General features: G+C 74.6%; 16 protein-coding genes and 1 pseudogene. 13 read left to right on the top strand and 4 right to left on the bottom strand.

The features are described from left to right. Positions 1–2 precede the first annotated feature (2 nt). The 13 genes from ACH5AO_RS09990 to ACH5AO_RS09930 all read left to right on the top strand — a co-directional run bounded on the left by ACH5AO_RS09990 (position 3) and on the right by ACH5AO_RS09930 (position 15,314). Complete coding sequence (locus ACH5AO_RS09990; protein WP_398923693.1) at positions 3–281, top strand: DUF6059 family protein; 279 nt, start codon at positions 3–5, stop codon at positions 279–281. A gap of 103 nt (positions 282–384) precedes the next feature. After that, positions 385–2,163 carry a fatty acyl-AMP ligase gene (locus ACH5AO_RS09985; protein WP_398923691.1) on the top strand — a complete coding sequence of 593 codons (1,779 nt, stop codon included), beginning with the start codon at positions 385–387 and terminating at the stop codon, positions 2,161–2,163. 1 nt (position 2,164) lies between these two features. After that, on the top strand, positions 2,165–4,222 hold the full coding sequence (locus tag ACH5AO_RS09980) for an acyl-CoA dehydrogenase family protein (RefSeq protein WP_398923689.1): 2,058 nt from the start codon (positions 2,165–2,167) through the stop codon (positions 4,220–4,222). Then, on the top strand, positions 4,216–6,009 hold the full coding sequence (locus ACH5AO_RS09975; protein ID WP_398923687.1) for an acyl-CoA dehydrogenase: 1,794 nt from the start codon (positions 4,216–4,218) through the stop codon (positions 6,007–6,009). The genes ACH5AO_RS09980 and ACH5AO_RS09975 overlap by 7 nt, the downstream gene beginning before the upstream one ends. Positions 6,010–6,052: 43 nt before the next feature. Further along, positions 6,053–6,349 (top strand): acyl carrier protein, encoded by a 297-nt coding sequence (locus ACH5AO_RS09970; protein ID WP_398923685.1) that lies wholly within the window; start codon positions 6,053–6,055, stop codon positions 6,347–6,349. Continuing rightward, entirely contained in the window at positions 6,346–9,375 is a 3,030-nt protein-coding gene (locus ACH5AO_RS09965) for a beta-ketoacyl synthase N-terminal-like domain-containing protein (RefSeq protein ID WP_398923683.1), read from the top strand. The genes ACH5AO_RS09970 and ACH5AO_RS09965 overlap by 4 nt, the downstream gene beginning before the upstream one ends. A gap of 124 nt (positions 9,376–9,499) precedes the next feature. Continuing rightward, on the top strand, positions 9,500–10,555 hold the full coding sequence (locus ACH5AO_RS09960) for a 3-oxoacyl-ACP synthase III family protein (protein WP_398923681.1): 1,056 nt from the start codon (positions 9,500–9,502) through the stop codon (positions 10,553–10,555). 29 nt (positions 10,556–10,584) lie between these two features. Beyond that, the gene (locus ACH5AO_RS09955) at positions 10,585–10,812 is read left to right on the top strand and encodes an acyl carrier protein (protein WP_398923679.1); all 228 of its coding nucleotides are present in this window, start codon (positions 10,585–10,587) and stop codon (positions 10,810–10,812) included. Continuing rightward, positions 10,809–11,669 (top strand): 2-oxo acid dehydrogenase subunit E2, encoded by an 861-nt coding sequence (locus ACH5AO_RS09950; protein ID WP_398923677.1) that lies wholly within the window; start codon positions 10,809–10,811, stop codon positions 11,667–11,669. The genes ACH5AO_RS09955 and ACH5AO_RS09950 overlap by 4 nt, the downstream gene beginning before the upstream one ends. Then, positions 11,602–12,489: a 4'-phosphopantetheinyl transferase family protein gene (locus ACH5AO_RS09945; protein ID WP_398923675.1), complete on the top strand. Its 888-nt coding sequence runs from the start codon at positions 11,602–11,604 to the stop codon at positions 12,487–12,489. The genes ACH5AO_RS09950 and ACH5AO_RS09945 overlap by 68 nt, the downstream gene beginning before the upstream one ends. A gap of 339 nt (positions 12,490–12,828) precedes the next feature. After that, positions 12,829–13,893, top strand: a complete 1,065-nt coding sequence (locus ACH5AO_RS09940) for an alpha/beta fold hydrolase (RefSeq protein WP_398923673.1) — start codon at positions 12,829–12,831, stop codon at positions 13,891–13,893. 210 nt (positions 13,894–14,103) lie between these two features. Beyond that, entirely contained in the window at positions 14,104–14,280 is a 177-nt protein-coding gene (locus ACH5AO_RS09935) for a hypothetical protein (RefSeq protein ID WP_398923671.1), read from the top strand. Positions 14,281–14,282: 2 nt separating this feature from the next. Next, positions 14,283–15,314 (top strand): alpha/beta fold hydrolase, encoded by a 1,032-nt coding sequence (locus ACH5AO_RS09930; protein ID WP_398923669.1) that lies wholly within the window; start codon positions 14,283–14,285, stop codon positions 15,312–15,314. A gap of 550 nt (positions 15,315–15,864) precedes the next feature. Here the strand turns inward: ACH5AO_RS09930 and ACH5AO_RS09925 are convergent. The 4 genes and pseudogenes from ACH5AO_RS09925 to ACH5AO_RS09910 form a co-directional block, all read right to left on the bottom strand. Next, positions 15,865–18,552 carry a BTAD domain-containing putative transcriptional regulator gene (locus ACH5AO_RS09925; protein WP_398923667.1) on the bottom strand — a complete coding sequence of 896 codons (2,688 nt, stop codon included), beginning with the start codon at positions 18,550–18,552 and terminating at the stop codon, positions 15,865–15,867. Between the two features lie 94 nt (positions 18,553–18,646). Beyond that, positions 18,647–19,675 carry an AfsA-related hotdog domain-containing protein gene (locus tag ACH5AO_RS09920; protein WP_398923665.1) on the bottom strand — a complete coding sequence of 343 codons (1,029 nt, stop codon included), beginning with the start codon at positions 19,673–19,675 and terminating at the stop codon, positions 18,647–18,649. A gap of 171 nt (positions 19,676–19,846) precedes the next feature. Continuing rightward, on the bottom strand, positions 19,847–20,167 hold the full coding sequence (gene fdxA / locus ACH5AO_RS09915; RefSeq protein WP_398923663.1) for a ferredoxin: 321 nt from the start codon (positions 20,165–20,167) through the stop codon (positions 19,847–19,849). A gap of 62 nt (positions 20,168–20,229) precedes the next feature. Then, positions 20,230–20,676 (bottom strand): annotated as a pseudogene (locus ACH5AO_RS09910) (2-oxoacid:ferredoxin oxidoreductase subunit beta); the annotation flags it as partial.

The following is a 20,676-nucleotide window of genomic DNA, read 5'->3' as shown; positions in this document are numbered from 1 at the left end:
TGGTGGACGGATTCGGCGCGCTCGCCGGCATCTTCGGCATGGTGCCGCCGCACGCCGTCGACACGGCACAGCAGTGGTGGCACGGGAGGCTCGGCACCGGCGCCCCGCCGCCGGGCGGCCTCCGGCTGCCGCTCGACGAGCCGCCGCCCGCCCACCCGGAGCGGCTCGCCGCGGGGGTGCCGCTCACCCCGCACGAGGAGGAGCTGTGGGCGCAACTGCACCCGTCCCGGGGCCGCAAGAGGAGCTTTAGGGGCGGATCCGACGATCGGTACGGCACATGACGATCAGCACGGCACATGACGGCCGGCGTGCGGCCGGCACCTAAGACAGTCGGTTCAACCGGTTTCAACGCGATACGGGTCGCTTCTAGCGAGGGGAAAGACGGTGGCGGAATTCGGTTCATTCGCGGAGCTCGTGCTGACGCGGTCGGACGAACGGGGTGACGCGGACGCGTTCGTGTTCCTCGCGGACGGAGTACGGGGCAAGGAGCCGGAGCGGCTGCCGTACCGGGGTCTGGACCGCGCCGCCAAGGACGTGGCGTCCTGGCTCCAGGAGAGGGGCCTGGCGGGGCGTCAGGTCCTGCTGCTCTACCCGTCCGGACTGGACTTCATCAAGGCTTTCGTGGGCTGCCTGTACGCGGGAGCCGTCGCGGTGCCCGCCCCGCTGCCCACCGAGCAGGGCCAGCACTTCCAGCGGGTCTCCGGGATCGTCCGCGACGCCCGCGTCGGCGCGGTGCTCACCCTCACCGAGCACGCCCCCGAGGTGGAGGCGTGGCTCGCCGCCGAGGGCTTCTCCGACGTGCTCTGCCTCGCCACGGACGGCGGGCCGGTGGGCGACGCGGACGCCTGGCGCGATCCGCGGCTCGGCCCGGAGCACCTGGCGTTCCTCCAGTACACCTCCGGTTCCACCAGCGCGCCCAAGGGCGTCATGGTCTCGCACGGCAACCTGCTCGCCAACGAGGCCGCCATCGCCCGCGCCACCGGCAGCACACCCGACACGGTGATCGGCGGCTGGCTGCCCTTCTACCACGACATGGGGCTGATCGGGCACGTGCTCCAGCCCCTGTGGCAGGGCACCGTCGGCGTGCTGATGTCCCCGGTCTCCTTCCTGCGCAAGCCGGTCCGCTGGCTGGAGATGGTCAGCGAGTACGGCGTCCACGCCAGCGGCGGCCCCAACTTCGCGTACGACCTGTGCGTGCGCCGGGTCACCGACGCGCAGTTGGAGGGGATCGACCTGTCGACGTGGCGGACCGCCTGCAACGGCGCCGAGCCGGTGCGCGCCGAGACCCTGAAGGCGTTCACCGAGCGCTTCGGACCGTACGGCTTCCGGGCGGACACCATGTTCCCCTGCTACGGCATGGCCGAGACCACCCTGCTGGTGACCGGCACCCCCAAGGGGCGCGGGGCGCTGCTGCGCGAGGTGGACGCCTCCGGGCTGGAACGCGGGACCGTGGAGGGCCCCTACCTGGGTGCCGCCCGACGGACCCTGGTCAGCAGCGGCGTCGCGCGGGCCGAGGACTTCGAGGTGCGGATCGTCGACCCCGACACCCTCGTGGAACGGCCCGAGGGCCGGGTCGGGGAGATCTGGGTGCGCGGCGCCAGCGTGGCCTCCGGCTACTGGGAGCGGCCCGAGGTGAACGCGGAGGTCTTCGGCGCCCGCATCGCGGGCCAGGAGGATCTGGGCCCCTGGCTGCGCACCGGCGACATGGGCGTCCTCGGCGGCGGTGAGCTCTTCGTGACCGGCCGGCTCAAGGAGATGGTCCTGATCAACGGCCGCAACATCTACCCGTACGACGTGGAGAACGCCGTACGCGCCCTGGACCCCGCCCTCGGCACCGGGGCCGTGTTCGCCGTCGACGCCGGCGACCAGGAGCACCTGGTGGTGATCCACGAGATCCGGGAGAGCGCGGCGCAGGCGGACTCGAAGACCGTCGCCACCCGCATCCAGCGCCTTGTGGGCCTGGAGTTCGCCGTCCCGGCCGGCAACGTCCTGCTGGTGCGGCCCGGCACCGTCCGCCGGACCACCAGCGGCAAGATCCAGCGGACCCTGATGCGCAAGCTGTTCCTCGACGGCGCCGTCACCGCGCTGCACTCCGTGCTGGACCCGGACGTGCGGGCGCTCCTCGACGCCGCCACCGAGCCGGCCCTGGTCCCGGTGGGCTGACATGGACCACCCTCCCTACCGCGTCGCGCAGGAACTGGAACTGCTCCTCGGGGACCCCGAGGACCCCGCCACCGTCTTCTCCCACGCCCGCAGCCTGGAACTGGACGAGCGGGAGGAGTTCCCGGCCGACATCTGCCGGGAACTGGCGGACTGGGGACTCCAGGACTTCTACGTCCCCGTCGAGTACGGCGGCCGGCTCACCGACTACGAGACCGTCATGCAGGTCATGCGGGTCGTGGCCCGCCGTGATCTGACCGTCGCCATCGGACACGGCAAGACCTATCTGGGCGCGGTGTGCGTCTGGGTCTCCGGCAGCGCCGAACAGGCCCGGGTCCTCGCCGCGGACATCCGGGCCGGGCTGCCGGTCTCGCTGGCCCTCACCGAACGCGCCCACGGCAGCGACCTGCTCGCCGGGGACGTGCTGGGCGAGCCCGACGACCGCGGCGGCTGGCACGTCACCGGAGAGAAGTGGCTGATCAACAACGCCACCCGGGGCAGTCTGCTCTCCGTGCTCACCCGCACCGACCCGGACGGGGGGCCCCGCGGCTTCACCGTGCTGCTGGTCGACAAACGACGGCTGCGGGAGGGCGACGACTACCACTGCCTGGACAAGATCCCCACCCACGGCATCCGGGGCGCCGACATCAGCGGCATCGCCCTCGCCGCGGCACCGGTGCCCGCCGAGGCGGCGGTCGGTCCGGTGGGCGGCGGCGTCGAGACCGTGCTCAAGGCGCTCCAGCTCACCCGCACCATGTGCGCCTCGCTGTCCCTGGGCGCGGCCGACCACGCCCTGCGGATCGCCCTGGACTTCGCCGAGACGCGCGAGCTGTACGGGCGGCGCCTGGTGGAACTGCCGCAGGCGCGGCACGTCCTCGCCTGCGCGGCGGCCGACGTGCTCGCCGGGGAGGCGCTCGCCACCGTCGCCGCCCGGTCCGTGCACACCGCCACCGGTGAACTGAGCGTGGCCGCCGCCGTCACCAAGTACCTGGTGCCCACCGGCACCGAGGGCGTCATCGGCGAGCTGACCCGGCTGCTCGGGGCGCGGGCCTTCCTCAAGGACGTACACGCCCGGGGGATGTTCCAGAAGGTCGACCGGGACCACCGCATCGTCGGCCTCTTCGACGGCAACACCCTGGTCAACCTCAACTCCCTGGTCAACCAGTTCCGTTCGCTGGTCCGCGGCTGGCGGCGCGGCGGCGGCGACACGGCCGGAGCGGTCCACGCCTTCGACCTGTCCGCGCCGCTGCCCCCGCTGGACCCGGCACGGCTGTCCCTGGTGGCCCGGCACGGCAGCGGCATCATGGCCACACTGCCCGACTCGGTGGCCGCGCTGCGCGCCGAGGCCGGGGGACGGCCGGAGCTGAAGAACGCGCTCGCCTCGGCGGAGCGGCTGCTGGCCGTGACCGACCGGGTGCACGAGGAGATGGACGCGTACCGGACGGTGGTCACCGACGTCCCGCCCGCCGCCTTCGACGCCGCCCGGCGCTACAGCCTCTGCCTGGCCGGGGCCGCCTGCCTCGGCCTGTGGACGCACAACCACCGCGCGGCGGCCGGGGGCCGCACCGGGGCGCTGTGGGGCGACGGACTGTGGCTGTGGCCCGTTCTGGACCGGCTGCTGGTACGCCTGGGCGACCCGGACGCCGGCAAGCCCGACGCCTACCCCCCGCTCCTGGACCGCCTGAGGTCCACCCGGACCACGGGCGACCTCTTCTCCCTCCTCCCCCTCCACCTGCCCACGACGGCCACCGGAGGTCCGGCGGGGACGGGGGCTGCTTCCGCACGGCTCGCTTCCGCGCCGGCGGACACGGCCGACGGCACCGCCGGCCGGGATGCCGTCCCGGCCGCGGACCCGCGTCCCGCCGGCGCCCCGGCACCCGCCGGCGCCCTGGCACCCGCCGGCGCCGGCCACGGCGGGCGGGGCGACGCGCCGGGGGAGACGGGGGCCGGGGCCGGCGGTGACGCCGGTGACCGGTACCCCGGAGGCCGGGGACGACAAGCCGGCCCGCAGGGCACAGGCGCCGATGTACACGCACACACCCACGAGGGGACGTCATGCTGAGGGATTCCGCCGTCCGAGGGCCGCGCGGCACGGCGGCCCCGGCCGACCGCACCGCCGGTCCGGCCGGGCACGCGGCGCAGGAGAGCGCCGTCCGGACCAGGATCGCCGACCTGGAGAAACGCTTCGGGGACCCGAACGACCCCGCCAACCCGCTCGGCACCGCCGGCCTGCTCGCCGCCGACGAGGCCGGCGAACTGCCCGCCGCCGGGGAACGGCTGCTCGACGACTTCGGCCTCAACGCCGAGTTCGTGCCCACCGACCTCGGCGGGCGGCTGGACCGGCTCGACACGCTCGTCCGGGTGATGCGCCAGGTGTTCCGGCGCGACGTCGCCCTCGGCCTCGGCTACGGCATCACCTCCTTCATGGCCGCCGTCAACGTGTGGACGGCCGGCCGCGACGAGCAGCGGCGCCGACTGGCCGACCTGCTGCTGGACGGCTCCAAGATCTCCGTCGCCTACCACGAACTGCCGCACGGCAACGACTTCGTGCGCAACGAGTTCCGCGCCGACCCGGTGCCCGGCGGCTACCGCCTCAACGGCCGCAAGGAGGTCATCAACAACGCGGACCGGGCCGCCGCCTTCGCCCTGTTCAGCCGTACCGACGACGGCCCCGGCAGCCGCAGCCACTCGGTGCTGCTCGCCGAACGCGACCAGCTCGACCGGGAACGCTTCGAGGTCCTGCCCCGCTACACCGCCGTCGGCGTCCGCGGCTGCCGGCTGACCGGCCTGGACTTCACCGACTGCCCGGTCTCCGACAGCGCCCTGGTCGGCGCGCGCGGCCAGGGCGTGGAACTCGCCCTGCGGTCCTTCCAGATCACCCGCAGCGCCGTCCCCAGCATGGCGGTCGGGGCCCTCGACACCAGCCTGCGCACCGTGGTGCGGTTCGCCGTTGGACGTCAGCTGTACCGGCGGTCGGTGATGGAGATCCCGCACGCCGCCGCCACGCTCGGCGGCGCCTTCCTCGACCTGCTGATCTGCGACAGCATGGCGACGGTGGCCACCCGCGCGGTGCACCTGCTGCCCGACGAGACCAGCGTGTACGCCGCCGCGGTGAAGTACCTGGTGCCCAAGATGCTCACCGACACCATGTACGACCTGTCCATCGTGCTCGGAGCGCGGTTCTACGTCCGCGAGGGCGAGTTCGGCCTGTTCCAGAAGCACGTCCGCGACCTGCCCGTGCTCAGCCTCGGCCACGCCGGCTCCGCGGCCTGCCAGGCCACCATCATCCCGCAGCTGTCCCGGCTGGCCCGGCGCGCCTGGTTCGCCGGCGACGAGGCCCCGCCGAGCCTGTTCCGCCCCCAGGAGGCACTGTCCGGCATCCCCTTCCAGGACCTCGCCCTGGCCAGCGGCCGGGACAGCCTCAGCGCCTCGCTGGTCGCCGCCGTCGACGACCTGCCCAGCGGCTCCCCCGAGGAGCTCGCCGTGCAGGCGCTCGTGATGCGGATGCTGGACCAGCTGCGCCAGCTCCAGGAGGACAGCCTGAACCTGTCCCCCCAAGACCGCACCGCCCTTGCCAGCCCCGCCAGCTTCGCCCTCGCCGACCGGTACGCGGTGTTCCTCGCCGCGGCCTCCGTCCTGGGTGTCTGGCGCGGCGCGCGCGACGGCGACGACCCGTTCCTGGCCGACCCGGCCTGGGTGGCCGCGGCCCTGCACCGGCTGGCGCGTCGGCTCGGGCAGCGCCCCGCCGACCTGCCGCCCGCGTGCGAAGGCCGGGTGCACGAGGAAGTGCTCCGCCGCTTCCACGAACGCCGCAGCTACGACCTCTACGACACCCCGCTGGCCGGCTGACCGCCGGCCGGATCCGACGCGTCTTCACCCGAGGAGTTCCACCATGTCCGTTCCCGCGACCGACCGCACACGCGCCGAGCACACCGTCGAGTCGATGAGCAGCTGGCTCGCCGACCGGATCGCCCTCTACCTCAAGCGGACGCCGTCGGAGATCGTGCCCACCGTCCCGCTGGCCGAGTACGGGCTGGACTCCGTGGCCGCGCTGAGCCTGTGCGGCGACATCGAGGAGGACTTCGACCTCGTCCTCGAGCCCACCGTGGCCTGGGACTACCCCACCATCGAGGCCCTGGCCGGCCACATCGTGGAGGAGTTCGAGGCCCTGGAGGGCGGGAACCGATGAGGCCTGTCGCCATCGTCGGCATCGACTGCCGGTTCCCGGGGGCGCCGGACGCCGACGCCTACTGGGACATGCTGATGCGCTCCGGTGACGGCGTGCGGAAGGTGCCGGCCGGCCGCTGGGCGGCCGGCGACTTCCACTCGCCCACCGGGGCGGAGGGGCACTCCAACACCACCGAGGGCGGCTTCATCAGCGACCCGGACGTCTTCGACAACGAGTTCTTCACCGTCTCCCCCCGGGAGGCGGCGGCGATGGACCCGCAGCAGCGGCTGCTGCTCCAGTGCGCCTGGCGGGCCGTCGAGGACGCGGGCGTCGCCCCGCAGCGGCTCGCGGGCACCCCCACCGGGGTCTTCGTCGGCGTCATGGGCAACGAATGGGCCCACCTGCACATGACCGACTACGCCCGGGTCACCGCCCAGCTCGGCTCCGGCAACGGCTACTGCATGACCGCCAACCGGATCTCCTACCACCTCGACCTCAAGGGCCCCAGCCTGGCCGTGGACACCGCCTGCTCGTCCTCGCTGGTCGCCGTCCACCTCGCCTGCAACGCCCTGCTGTCGGGGGAGTGCGACACCGCCATCGCGGCGGGCGTGAACGTGGCGCTCACCCCCGCGCTCGGCATCTTCTACACCCAGGCCGGACTGTCCGCCCCCGACGGCCGCTGCAAGCCCTTCAGCGCCGACGCCGACGGCATCGGCCGCGGCGAGGGCGTCGGCGCCGTGGTGCTGCGCCGGCTGGAGGACGCCGTCGCCGACGGCCAGCCGGTGTACGCGGTGATCCGCGGCACCGCCGTCAACCAGGACGGCCGCAGCAACGGCATCACCGCGCCCAACCGCTGGTCGCAGGAGGAGGTGCTGGGCGCCGCCTACCGCCGGGCCGGGGTCGAACCGTCCGAGGTCACCTTCACCGAGGCCCACGGCACCGGCACCGTCCTCGGCGACATGATCGAGGCCAAGGCGCTCGGCCGGCTGCACTCCGGCCGCTCCGGGCGCCCCATGGCGATCGGCTCCGTCAAGGGCAACATCGGGCACACCGAGGGCGCGGCCGGCATCGCCGGCCTCATCAAGGTCGCCCTGTCCCTGCACCACCGGGTGGTCCCCGCCAGCCGCTTCGCGGCCAAGGAGAACCCCGCCCTGAAACTGTCCCAGCAGGGCCTCAGGCTCCTCAAGGCCCCGCTGCGCCTGCGCTCCGGGCCGGCCATCGGCGGCCTGAGCAGCTTCGGCATGGGCGGCACCAACGCCCACGCGGTCCTGGAGTCCGCGCCCCCGCACGCCGCCCGCCCCGAACCGGCGGGCACCGGCGAGGGCAGCGGCCGTACCGGCCTGGGCACCGGGGTGTTCACCCTGACCGCGCCCTCGCCGGCCGCGCTGCGCCGCAACCTGCTCGTCCAGGCCGACGCCGTGCAGCGCCGCCGGGTACCGGCAGGACCGCTGAGCTGGAGCAGCAACCGGTCCAAGACCGGCCACCGCTACCGTTTCGCGGTGCCCGCCCGGGACACCGGCGAACTGGCCGCGGTACTGCGCGAGGCCGCGACCGACGACGACGTCCTCGCCCGGCTGTCCGGCAGCCCCTCGGGCAAGCCGCTGGTGGCGCTGCTGTTCACCGGGCAGGGCTCGCAGTACCCGGCGATGACCGCCCGCCTCTACGAGGAGTCGCCGCTGTACCGGCGGTTCCTGGACGAGGCGGACGCGGCCCTCGCCCCGCACACCCGCGGCTCGGTGCGCGACCTGCTGCTGGCCGCCGACCCGGCGGTGCACCGCACCGGCTGGGCGCAGCCCGCCCTGTTCGCCGTCGAGTACGCCCTGGCGGCGAGCCTGGCCGAACTCGGCGTGCGCCCGGCGCTCATGCTGGGCCACAGCGTCGGCGAGTACGCGGCGGCCGTGCTGGCGGAGGTCTTCCCGCTGGAGCACGCGGCCCGGCTGATCGCCGCCCGGGGCGCCCTGATGGAGGCGCTGCCCGAGGGCGGCGGGATGCTCGCCGTACGGGCGCCGCTCGCGGAGGTGGCCGAACTCGCCGACGCCGAGCCGCTGGTCGGCGTCGGCGCGGTGAACGGGCCCCGGGCCACCGTGCTCTCCGGTGACACGGCCGCGCTGGGCCGGATCGAGGACGAGCTCGGCCGGCGCGGGGTGCGGACCAGGCGGCTGGAGGTCTCGCACGCCTTCCACTCGCCGCTGATGGAACCCGTCCTGGACCGGTTCGCCGCCGTCGCGGACGAGATCGGCGGCGGCGTCCCCAAGCTGCCCGTGTACTCGACGCTGCGCGGACGGCTGCTGGAGGCCGAACCGATGGACGCCAAGTACTGGGTCGAGCACATCGGCGCCCCGGTGCTGTTCGGCGACGCCGTGACACGGCTGCTGGAGGCCGGGCCCACCCACCTCGTGGAGGTCGGCCCGCGCCCCGTGCTCACCGGCATGGCACGCGCGCTGCGCTCCGCCGCCGGGACGACCACGCACACCGTGGCCCCCGTCCCGGCCGAGGGCGCGGGCGGCCGGGAGTTCGCCGAAGCGGTCGCCGAACTCTTCCGCACCGGACTCGACCCCTGGTGGGACGCCGCCTACCCGGAGGACGAGCGCGTCCCGCAGCGGCTCGCCCCGTACGCCTTCTCCGACGGCAGCCGGTTCTGGACCCGCGGCCCCGTCCGGGCCGTACCGGCGACGGACATCGCCGCCGCGGCCACCGCCCCGCCCGGAGGGCGGCAGCAGGAGAAGCCGGCCGCGGAGACCCGCGGGGCGGCCCTGACGGCCGTACTGCCCGTGCACGAGGAGGACAGGACCGACCCGGTGGCCCGGGCCGTGACCGAGGCCGTCGCCGAGGTCGGCGGCTACGCCCCGGACGAGGTGTCGCGCCTGTCCCTGCTCTACGAGGACCTCGGCTTCGACTCGGTGATGGTCATGGAGCTGAAGGACCGGCTCCAGGAACGGCTGAGCGGTCTGGAGACGATGAGCGTGCAGGACCTGCTGCCGCAGCTGTCGTCCGTCGGCGACCTCGTCGACTACTTCCAGGACCGGCTCGGCACCGTCGTCGCCTGAGCGGCGCGGGGCGGGCCCGGGCACCGTCTCCCACCGACGCGGCGGGCGCCGGACCCTCCTCCCCGCCCGCCCCGCGCCGCCCCGTCCGTACACACCCGGCCGACCGTGAGAAGGAAACCGTCCGATGCAGCCACCGCACTCACCCCAGCAGCCCTCCTCGTCCGAACCCGTCGCCCACCTCGCCGGGACCGGCACCGCCCTGCCGGGCGAACCGGTCGACAACGCCGCGCTCGCCCGCACGCTCGGCGTCAACGAGGAATGGATCGACGTCTTCATCGGCACCCGGACCCGGCACTTCGCCCGCGACCTGACCAGCGGGGAGGTGCGCTGGTCGCTGGCCGACCTGTGCGCACGGGCCGGCGAGCGGGCGCTCACCGCGTCCGGTGTCGCTCCCGACGAGATCGACTTCGTGGTCATGGGCACCGCGACCCCCGACCACCTCATGCCCGCCACCGTCAACCACGTCGCCGACCAGCTCGGCCTGGACCAGATCCCCACCTACCAGCTCCAGTCCGGCTGCGCCGGAGCCGTACAGGCCCTGGAACTGGGCCGCACCCTGATCACCGGCGGCGGGCACCGGGCCGGCCTGGTGATCGGCGGTGACGTGTGCAGCAAGCACCTCGACCTCGACCGGGACCTGTCCGGGGCGGCACCCAGCGACCTCGTCAACTACGTGCTCTTCGGCGACGGGGCGGGCGCGGCCGTGCTCACCGCCGCACCGCGCGGGGAGCGGGTGGCGGTCCGCAGGGTCCTCAACCGGTTCACCGGGCTCGGCCGGCAGCCCGGCCAGGTCATCGAGTGGTTCGGGCTGGCCGACCGGCACGAGGACCGGCAGGCGGTGCGGGAGGACTACAAGGCCATCGAGGAGTCCGTCCCCGTGATGGCCCTGGAGATCCTCTGGGAGCTCCTGGAGGATCTCGACTGGTCCCCCGAGGAGGTGGACTTCCTGCTGCCGCCGCAGCTGTCCGGCCGGATGACCCGGCACATCACCGAACAGCTCGACCTGCCCGACGCCGTCGAGGTCTCGTGCGTCGCCGAGACCGGCAACAACGGCAACGCCCTGCCCTTCCTCCAACTGGAGCGGCTGCTCGGGAAGATCGGCCAGGGGCAGCGGGCACTGGCGGTCGCCGTGGAGTCCAGCAAGTGGATCAAGTCCGGTTTCGCACTCGAGAAGATCTGACCCGCACCTCGCCCGGGAGGGCCGTACCCATGCAGACCATCGACGACTTCGTCCGCCTCGTCAGGGACGAGCTGGGCATGCCACTGGCGGAGCACCAGGTCTCCGCCGACCTCGACCAACTGCCCGACTGGGACTCGCTCTACCTGCTCAAACTCGTCACCGCGCTGGAGCAGGCCACCGGCCGCCCGCTGCCCGTCGGCCGACTGCTCGAGGCCCGCAGCCTCGGCGAGATCTACCGGCTGGCGGCGGGCACATGACCGGATCCCGGACCGGCGCCCCGGCCTCCGTACGGGTCCACCCCGAACGCAGGCGGCGGCACACCCTGTACTTCCTGGAGCACGCCGCGCGGCAGCGGCCCGTCCACCTCGACACCGACATCGACATGACCCGGATCGAGGCGCACCGGGCCGCCGCCCGCGCCGCCGGCCGGCGGTACTCGGTCGTCACCTATCTGCTGCACGCCACCGGCCGGGTGCTCCACCGCCACCCGCAGGCCAACGCGGCAGCCGCCCCCGGCGGGCTCCTCGGGCTGCGCGGACCGCGCACCGTACGGTTCGAGCAGGTCACCGCGAAGCTGGCGCTGGACCGCACGGTGGACGGGGAGCGGACCGTGCTCTCCGCGCTGCTGCCGGGGCTGGAGAGCGCCGACCTGGAGGCCGTCCAGGAGCGGATCGACCGCTACCGCGGACCGGGCACCGACCTGCTGCCCGAGTTCCGCGGCGTCCGGCTGCTCGGCCGGCTGCCGGTGCCCCTCGGGCGGCTCGCCTTCGCCGCAGCACTGCGCAGCCCGGCCCGGCGGCCGGCCGTGCTGGGCACCGTCGCGGTGAGTTCGCTCGGCCACCGGCCGGTCGACGGCTTCCACTCCAGCGGCGGCACCGCGGTCACCCTGTGCGCGGGCCGCGTCGTCGAGCGGCCCGTCGTCAGGGACGGGGAGGTGGCGATCGCCCCCGTGATGCGGCTCGGCCTCACCTTCGACCACCGGGTCATCGACGGCGCCACCGCCGCCGACGTCCTGGACGACCTCAAGCAGACCTTGGAGGGCTTCGATGACGGCGCGGAGGAGGACGGCTTCAAGCCCCTCGTTCGGGGAGCCGATCCGCATCTCGGGCCGTGACGGGGCATGGGACCGGGTCCGCGCGGACCTCGAGGAGAACGCGGTCGCCGTACTGCACGCCCGGCTCGCCGACTGGCGGCCGGACCGGGCGGGCGGCCCCAGACTCCGTGCCCTGCTGGGCCGGGACTGGGAGCGGTACCTGGACATGACGCACCCGGACGTGCGGACGCGGTTCGCCGCCTCCCGGGTGCTGCTGAAGTTCGCCGCGGCGGTGGCGCTGAGGGTGCCGCCCCAGGTCGTCGAGCTCGGGTACGGCCCCACCGGCCGGCCCTATCTGCGCGGCTACGACGCGGTGGACGTCAGCCTCAGCCACACCGAGGACCTGCTGCTGATCGGACTCAGCACCAAGGGCCTGATCGGGGTGGACGCCGAACGGGCGGACCGTCCCCTGTACACCAGGGGGCTGCACCGCCACGTCTGCACGCCGTACGAACTGAAGCTCCTGGAACGGCTTCCGCCGCACCGGCGGGAAGCCGTACTGGTGCGTCTGTGGACGCTCAAGGAGGCCTACAGCAAGGCGATCGGACAGGGCCTGCGGTTCCGGTTCACGGACTTCGGCTTCGGCGCCGACGGCCGGCCGCCCCGGGTGCTGACCCCGGACGGGGCGCCCGGCACCGGCGTCGAGTGGGAGTTCCGCACCTTCTCGGTGGACGGCGGCTACGTCGTCAGCGTCGCGGTGAGCAACACCGGGTTCGGCGGCACGCGGGACACGACGGCGCAGACCATGCTGGATCCCCGGGTGGTCGCGGCGGTCGCCGAGGCCCTCGGCGACGACCCGGAGGACGAGGACGCCGCGGAGACCGGACCGCCGGGCTGGTAGGGACGCGGGACGACCGGTGACACGTGCCGGGCCTCGGAGGGGACCCCCTCCGAGGCCCGGCACGCGGCGTCGGGGGGCCGGGTCCGGCGGGCGCTCCTCCCCGCGCGGGCGGTACGGCGGGCCGCAAGCGGGACTCAAGGGGACGCGGACAGCATGTTCCTGGGCGGGAGCCCGGCCGGGGGACGTCCCCCGCTCCCGGCACGGGCGCCCGCCCGCACCTCGTCACGACCGGACCACCCCCATCGCACCCCCGTACGACCGCACAGGGCCTCCGGGCCTCCGGGCCGCATCCCCTCCCCGGGGCCGCCCCTCGGCTCCCGGAGCAGACGGAGGAGAGCCATGAACCAACTCGACGAGCTGAAGCAGTTCGCCCTGCTGCACGCCCGCGGCCAGGGACTGAGCGAGCGTCAGGTCTCGGCCGTACTGCCGCGGATCACCAACGACGAACCGGGACACCCCGACTCCTGGGCCCGGGTGTGGACCGCCGAGGCCGACCGGCTGGCCTTCGCGGGGCGCCCGCTGGACGCCTGCCGCCGGTACGCCCTCGCCCGCTTCCCGTACCACGGTGACGACGACCGGGTGAAGGCGCAGGACAACTGCGTGCGCGCCTTCGACGACTGGCGCCGCCGCCGGGGCGTCGAACGGCTGGTCCTCGACCACCCGGACGGCACCCTCGCCTGCTGGACCGCCGGGCTCGACGGCCGCGGCCGGCGCCCACTGCTGCTGATCATGGGCGGCATCGTCAGCGTGAAGGAGCAGTGGGCGCCCCTGCTGCCCCGGCTCGCCCGCCTCGGATACGCGGCGGTGGCCACCGAGATGCCGGGCGTCGGGGAGAACACCCTGCGCTACCACGCCGACTCCTGGCGGCTGTTCCCCTTCCTGATGGACCGTCTCTCCGGCCGCGCCCGGGTGACCGGCACCTCGGTCCTCGGCCTGAGCTTCAGCGGACACCTCGCGCTGCGGGCCGCCGCCGAGGACCGGCGGATCCGCAGCGTGCACACGGTCGGCGCCCCCGTGTCCGGCTTCTTCACCGACCCCGACTGGTGGCCCCGGGTGCCCGGCGTCACCGTGGACACCCTGTGCGGGCTCACCGGGGCCGCCGACCCCGACCGGCTGCGGACGCTGCTGCGGGACTTCCCGCTGGGCCCCGACGTGCTGGCCGCCGTCGACATCCCCGTCGGCTACGTGGTCAGCTCCCGGGACGAGATCATCCCGCGTGCGGAACAGCGGCTGCTCGCCCGGACGCTGCCCCGGGTGCGGTTCAAGGAGTTCGACGACGTCCACGGTTCGCCGGCGCACCTCGGCGCGATGCGCAAGTGGCTGGTCGGATCGCTGCTGCGGGCCCGGATCGCGGACCGCGCGCCGGCCGCCGGCCGCCCACGGAACCGGCACGTGACCCTGTAGCCGCGGGCAGCCCTGCCTCCCCGGTGCCCCAGCGCGCCAGTGCCTCGAGGGCCCGGGAGGCACCCCGCCGGTACCGGACCGCGCGGACCTCCACCCGGCCCGCACGGCCCCGGCCGCCTCCCCGCACCGTGCACCGCTGCTTCCACTTCCACGCGATCCCGCTCCCGTATCCGCGCGCACACCGATCCCGAGGCGGTTGCCATGCCCTCCGTGAAGACCACTTGCCCGCAGGCCCCCCGGTTCGCCCCGTGGCGTACCCCGGCCCGTACCGGAGTCCCGCCCTGGCGCACCCTGGCGTCGCTGGGGATCGCGACCGACCTCGACGAGCCCGGCACCGGCGCGGACGCCGACACCGCCGGGACCGCACCGATGCCGCAGGAGGACTGACCGTGGCCGTCACCCCCTTCACCGGCCCCCGTACGCGGCCGTTCCGGCCGGGGCCGCGCGCCGCGGCCGTCAACGAGGTCCGCGTCCGCACCCGTCAGCTGCACGGGTACCGGCACGCGTACCGGATGGCGGGCAAGGGCCCGGCCGTGGTGCTGATCCACGGTATCGGGGACTCCTCGTCGACCTGGGCCGAGATCATTCCGGGCCTCGCCTCCCGCTACCGGGTCGTCGCTCCCGACCTGCTCGGTCACGGGGCGTCCGCCAAACCGCGGGGCGACTACTCGCCCGGCGCGTACGCCAACGGGCTGCGCGACCTGCTCAGCGCCCTCGGCATCGAGCGTGCGACGCTGGTGGGGCACTCGCTCGGCGGCGCGGTCGCCGCGCAGTTCGCCTACCAGTTCCCGGAGCGGACCGAGCGCCTGGTGCTGGTCGGCAGCGGAGGCATCGGACGCCAGGTCACCCCGCTGCTGCGGGCGGCCACGCTGCCGGGGGCGGAGCTGCTGCTCGCGGCTCTGCAACTGCCCACGGTACGTTGGCAGTTGACGCAATGGGTGCGGCTGCTGAAGGTGCTCGACACCGGGCTCGGGGTGGACGCGCCGGATCTGCTGCGGGTGGTGGACGCGCTGCCCGACGCCACGTCCCGCAGTGCCTTCGTACGGACCCTGCGAGCGGTCGTCGACTGGCGCGGGCAGGTCGGTACGTTGCTCGACCGCAGCTATCTGACGCAGGGCATGCCGACGATGCTGGTGTGGGGCGGGCGGGACATGGTGGTGCCGGCGATCCACGCGGGACTGGGGCACGTGTCCATGCCGGGGAGCCGGCTGGAGATCTTCGAGGAGGCGGGGCACTTTCCGTTCCGGGCGGATCCGGAGCGGTTCCTCGACGTGCTGCACGATTTCGTGTCGGGGACGGAGGCGGCACGGTTCAGCGCGGAGGAGTGGCGGCGGCTGCTGCGTACGAGGCGCGCGGACGGGGGACGACGGAAGCGACGCGGCGGCCGCGGCGGGACGGCCCAGGGCGCTGCCGCGGGGTGAGGCGGGTGCCCTTGGGTGCGCCGGGTGTGGCGCGGGCCGGGGCGCCGCTGTCGGGGCACATGCCCGCTCGCAACCGGGCGAGCGACTGCCCGCAGGCGGGTGGGCGTGGTGGGGTGCCGCGGGGTGCTGCCGCGGGGTGAGGCGGGTGTCCTTGGGGGCGCCGGGGCGGTGCGGGCCGGGGTACCGCCGTCGGGGCACATGCCCGCCCGCAGCCGGGCGGTTGGCTTCCTGAAGCCGGGCGGGCGCGGCGGGGTGGTGCAGGGCGCTGCTGCGAGGTGAGGCGGGTGCCCTTCGGGACGCCGGGGGTGGTGCGAGCTGGGGCGCCGCTGTCAGGGTGCATGCCCGCCCGCAGGCGGGCGGTTGGCTTCCTGCAGGCGGGCGGACGCGGCGGGGTGAGGCGGGTGCCCTTCGGGGTGCTGGGGCCGGTGTGGGCCGGGGTGCCGCTGTCGGGGCACATGCCCGCCCGCAGCCGGGCGGTTGACTGCCCGCAGATGGGGCGAGCGACTTCCCGCAGCCGGGCGGGTGACTGTCCGCAAGCGGGGTGGGTGGGTCAGGGCGAGGTGGGGGAGAACAGCCAGATGCCGGGCTGGATCTCCGTGGCGTGGGAGGAGGTGGGGGCGGTGAGGCGGGCCGTGGTGCGGCGGAGGTATTCCGTCCAGCGGCGGTCGCCGAGGCGCTCCGCCGCACCCCGGCACTGCGCCAGCTGACCCGCCGCCGCCTCCTCGCGGCCGAGCCGCAGATTGACCAGCGCCAGCCCGTTCAGCGCGGCCACGCCGCCCCGCGGGTCACCGCCCGCCGAGCAGAGCGCCAGCGCCCGCCCGTAGCGGCGCGCGGCGGCCCCGAGCCGGCCCTGGCCCAGCAGGATGTCCGCCGCGCCGATCCGGCAGCGCGCCGCGCCGATCCGGTCGCCCACCAGACCGAACCCGTGCTGGGCGGCGGCGTAGTACGCCATCGCCCGGTCCCCGTCACGGCGCTGCCAGGCGAGGTCGCCGAGCGAGTACCGGACCGCCGCCTGCGCCGCGGTGTCCCCGGCACGCCGGGCCGCGTCCAGCCCCAGCCGGTGGGTCTCCTCCCAGTCCTCCCAGGCGGCGCAGGCGTGGAAGTACCCCGCGGCGCTGCCGGCGAGCTCCCACACCAGGGACCACAGCCCGGCCGCGTGCGCCTGCCGCACCGCCTCCACCAGCCCCGCGGCCTCCTCGCGGAACCAGCGCAGCGGACTCGTGCCGACGACCGAGGCGGCGTCCACCACCGTACGGACGGGCGCGGGACGGGCCCGCCAGTCCCGCCCGGGGACCAGTTGCCGGTCCGCGTACCGGGCGAGCGCCAGATACGCCCGGCCCAGCCGCTCCGCCGCGTCCCGGCGGGTCCGCTCGCCGTCGGGTTCGGCGGTCCGCAGCTCTGTGGCGAGGACCCGCAGCAGCGAGTGGAAGCCGTAGCGCGGCGCCGGTCCGTCCGTCCGGGCCTCCAGCAGGTGCGCCCGGACGAGTTCCTCGGCGGTCTCGCGGGCCTGCGCGACGCCGGTGCCCAGCAGGACCGCGGCCGTCCAGCCCGCGAAGTCCGGTCCGGGGGCCAGTGACAGCAGACGGAACGCCCGCTGCCGCGCGGCCCCGGCCTCCTGGTAGCCCGTCAGCAGACTGGACCGCAGGTCGAGGTCGCCCTCCCGCAGCACGCCGAGCCGGGTGCGCTCGTCGCGCAGCCGCTCCGCGAGCGCCGCCGCCGTGGTGTGCGGACGCGCTGTCAGGGCCGCCGCGGCCACCCGCAGCGCCAGCGGGAAGTACCCGCAGAGCCGGGCGATCTCCCCGGCCGTGACCGGGTCCCGCGCCATCCGCTCCCCGCCGGCGGACAGGAGCAGTTCCACCGCCTCGTCCGGGCGCACCGTGTCCAGCGTGATGTGCCGCGCGCCGTCGAGCGCGGGGACACCGCGCCGGCCGGTGACGATCACCGCGGACGAGTCACCGGGCGGCAGCAGGGGCCGTACCTGCTCCTCGGACGCGGCGTCGTCGAGGACGAGCAGCAGCCGGCGCCCGTGCATGGTCCGCCGCAGCCGGTCCGTCACCTCCTCCGGGTCGGTGAGCCAGGAACCGGGGACGTCGTCGACCAGGCGGCGCAGCAGCGCCGTCCCCGCCTGGGCCGCGCTCAGCGGACCGCCCTGCGGCCCGCGCAGGGAGACGAACACCTGGCCGTCCGGGAACAGACCGGCCACCCGGTGCGCGAGGTGCAGGGCGAACGCGGTCTTGCCCACTCCGGCAGGCCCGGACACGGCCAGCACCGCCGGCCGCCCGGCCCCGGCACGCAACGCCCGTTCTCCGACGGCCAGTTCACCGTGGCGTCCGACGAACCCGGGGGCCGCGGCCGGCAGCACCGGCGGCGGACCCGGGACGGGACGCACGCCGGCCGCCCCGGACGTACCCGGCGCGGCGGTCCGTGCCCCCCGCCCACCGCCCGCGCCGCGCACACCCGAGGTGCCCGTCCCGGCCTTGTCCGGACGCCAGTCCAGTGCCGGATCGCGCCGCAGGACGCGCTCGTGCAGCCGGGCCAGCGCGGGCCCCGGCTCCACCCCGAGCTCCTCCACCAGCGAGTGCCGCAGCCGGCCGTACACCCGCAACGCGTCCGACCCCCGGCCCGTCCGGTACAGCGCCACCATCAGGTGGCCGTGCACGCTCTCCCGCAACGGGTGCTCATTGGCCAGGGCCAGCAGCTCACCGGCGAGTTCCTGGTGGCGGCCCAGGCGCAGATCGGCGACGATCCGCTGCTCCAGGACCTCCATCCGCAGCTCGTCGAGGCGGATGGCGGCGGACTCCAGCCGGACGCCGTGCGGTATCCCCGACAGGGCCGGACCCGTCCAGAGCGCGAGCGCCTCGTGCAGCAGCCGGGAGGCGCGCGCGTAGTCCCGTTCCTGGGCCGCCGTACGGCCCTGGGCGCGCAGCCGCTCGAAGCGCGGCAGGTCGAACTCCTGCTCGGGTACCTCCAGTAGATAGCCGGGTGCCCGGGTCAGCAGCGCCCCCACCTGCCCGGCGGAGGCGTCCTCGGCGAGCACCTTCCGCAGCTGGGACACGTACACCTGGAGTGTGGTGGTCGCGGTGCGCGGGGGTTCGGTGCCCCACAGTTCGTCGATCAGGGCGGGCGCGGGGACCACCTCACCGGACTGCATCAGCAGCGTGGCGAGCAGCGCCCGCGGTTTCGCCGCGGAGGGGGTGCGGGGAGCCAGGCTCACCGGCCCCAGTACCCGGAAGCGCATGACAGGGCTCCTAACGAGACACGGTGGGAGGGCGGGACACGGTGGGGGGAGGGAAGGACGGGCGGCGCGTCGTGCTCCGGCGGCCCGTCGCCGGTCAGCAGTCCTGGAGGAGGGTGGCGGACGCGGTGCACAGCACCCGGCTGCCCTGGCTGAAGGCCAGCCGGGTGCGGACCGTCGGCCGGCCCGCGCCGTCACGCACCGGATCGTCGGCGGCGACCGTGCAGGTCAGCGGGAGATCGGCGTCGCCGAAGCCGCGGAAGGACACCCGCCACCTGGTCAGTACGGCGTGCGCCGCCTCGAACCCGTGGAGTTCCGCGGCGGCGATCAGCGAGGCCTGCCGGGACGCCTCCAGGAACACCGGCCCCGGCACGTGGTCACCGGGACGGGCCCGGAAGACCTCGTGCTCCGCCGCGGGAACCACGGGCAGGACGAACTCGCCGTCGACCGCGCCGGCCGGCGGGCCCACGACCACGTTGTCGGGCCGTCCCCGCCCCACCCGCTCGGGCCGTACCGCGGCGGACTCCGGCTCCCGGGCGTCCGCCGCCCGGCCCGGCGCGGTGCTGTACAGGCTCTCCCTGCGCCCGAGGGCGCGATGGGTCTCGTACACCTTCGGCATCAGGAACAGCAGCCGCGCCCGGGCGCTCCCGCAGCCCACGCCGTCGATCGCCACTTCGCCCCGGCAGTCGAGGCCACGCGGTATCCCGTGGACCACGTCGAGCGGGGTCAGGGTGATGTCCAGGGACACATGGGCCGGACCGCCGGTGTCGCGCCAGGGCGCGGGATCGAGGACGTCGAGCCCGCTGGAGACGAAGACGGCGGGGCGTTCGGCCGGTACCCGGAAATACTGGTGGGCGACGAAGTGCGTGGCCTGGCGCAGGCACTCCGCCACGAAGAGCAGATCGTGGAAGACGCCCGGCCCGTCGTTGAACGTGGCGTGTCCGCGCGGCAGTTCGGCGGACAGGGCGAAGTGCTGTTCCGCCGGCGCGGTGGCGTCCAGCAGGAACCCCTCGGGCGTCGCGGGTCTGTGCAGCAGATGGAGCGGTGCCACGAAGCCTGTTTCGGCGGGAGCGGACGGTGCGTGGGTGAGGGACGCGGTGGAGGAGGCCGCGAGCGTGCTGTCCATGATCAGCTCCTTTGTGAGGGTGCTCCGGGCGCGAGGGCCCCGGTGGGCGCGCACGAACGCCGTGGAGGCGACAGCGAAAGGTTTCCGCCATCGCCTCCACGGTCTCCCAGGCCACTGCAATCGGCCTGGAACGGGACTGGACCTTCAGCCGAGCCGGGATCTCCCCACCGGCTACGCGGGCTGCTCCGACCGAGCGGAGACCAACGGGTGGTCGGCGCTCAGCGGCCCCGCCGCACTCGCCCCGCCCGGCGAGCCGAGTCCGGTGAAGACCTCGGCGTCCGCGGTGCGGTAGTCGCTCCACCGGTCCGGCACGTCGGCCTCGAAGAAGATGGCCTCCACGGGGCACACCGGTTCACAGGCGCCGCAGTCCACGCATTCGTCCGGGTGGATGTAGAGCTTCCTGGGACCCTCGTAGATGCAGTCGACCGGACACTCGTCGATGCACGCCCGGTCCTTGACGTCGACGCAGGGCTGGGCGATGACATACGCCATTCTTTCTCTCCCGGGTTTCGGCGGTTCGGTGGTGGGATTCGGACGGACGTCGTCGGTGGGGTTCAGCCCACGACCGTCCAGGTGTCGCCGCCGGCCAGGAGCGCGGTGAGGTCGCCCTTGCCGTGCTGGGCGGTGGCGGTGTCGAGCTGGTCGGCCATGAGGGTGTCGTAGACGGGGCGGTCGACGGAGCGGAAGACGCCGATGGGGGTGTGGTGCAGGGTGGTGGGGTCGGCGAGCCGGGACAGCGCGAACGCGGTGGTGGGGGAGGGGGCGTGGGCGTCGTGGACGAGGACGTCGGCTTCGTTGTCCGGTGTGACGGTGACGACTTTCAGGTCGCCGGTGGTGCGGTCGCGTACGACGCCCTTGGAACCGTCGGTGCCGAAGCGGATGGGCTGCCCGTGTTCCAGGCGGATGACGGCCTCCTGGGCCTGCTGGCGGTCCTTGAGGACCTCGAAGGCGCCGTCGTTGAAGATGTTGCAGTTCTGGTAGATCTCCACCAGCGCGGTGCC

Origin of the sequence: Streptomyces sp. NPDC018964 (assembly GCF_044390325.1) — a bacterium.
In the GTDB taxonomy this organism is placed as follows: Bacteria; Actinomycetota; Actinomycetes; order Streptomycetales; family Streptomycetaceae; genus Streptomyces.
The sequence above is the reverse complement of the archived record's forward strand: the minus strand, read 5'-3'. Positions and strand labels throughout refer to the sequence as shown.

Excerpts from the sequence above, each read along its gene's own strand:
- ACH5AO_RS09945 (WP_398923675.1), top strand. The coding sequence starts at position 11,602 with ATGACGGCGCGGAGGAGGACGGCTTCAAGCCCCTCGTTCGGGGAGCCG.
- ACH5AO_RS09940 (WP_398923673.1), top strand. The coding sequence starts at position 12,829 with ATGAACCAACTCGACGAGCTGAAGCAGTTCGCCCTGCTGCACGCCCGC.
- ACH5AO_RS09950 (WP_398923677.1), top strand. The coding sequence starts at position 10,809 with ATGACCGGATCCCGGACCGGCGCCCCGGCCTCCGTACGGGTCCACCCC.
- ACH5AO_RS09975 (WP_398923687.1), top strand. The coding sequence starts at position 4,216 with ATGCTGAGGGATTCCGCCGTCCGAGGGCCGCGCGGCACGGCGGCCCCG.
- ACH5AO_RS09955 (WP_398923679.1), top strand. The coding sequence starts at position 10,585 with ATGCAGACCATCGACGACTTCGTCCGCCTCGTCAGGGACGAGCTGGGC.
- fdxA (WP_398923663.1), bottom strand. The coding sequence starts at position 20,167 with ATGGCGTATGTCATCGCCCAGCCCTGCGTCGACGTCAAGGACCGGGCG.
- ACH5AO_RS09960 (WP_398923681.1), top strand. The coding sequence starts at position 9,500 with ATGCAGCCACCGCACTCACCCCAGCAGCCCTCCTCGTCCGAACCCGTC.
- ACH5AO_RS09920 (WP_398923665.1), bottom strand. The coding sequence starts at position 19,675 with ATGGACAGCACGCTCGCGGCCTCCTCCACCGCGTCCCTCACCCACGCA.
- ACH5AO_RS09925 (WP_398923667.1), bottom strand. The coding sequence starts at position 18,552 with ATGCGCTTCCGGGTACTGGGGCCGGTGAGCCTGGCTCCCCGCACCCCC.
- ACH5AO_RS09970 (WP_398923685.1), top strand. The coding sequence starts at position 6,053 with ATGTCCGTTCCCGCGACCGACCGCACACGCGCCGAGCACACCGTCGAG.
- ACH5AO_RS09965 (WP_398923683.1), top strand. The coding sequence starts at position 6,346 with ATGAGGCCTGTCGCCATCGTCGGCATCGACTGCCGGTTCCCGGGGGCG.
- ACH5AO_RS09980 (WP_398923689.1), top strand. The coding sequence starts at position 2,165 with ATGGACCACCCTCCCTACCGCGTCGCGCAGGAACTGGAACTGCTCCTC.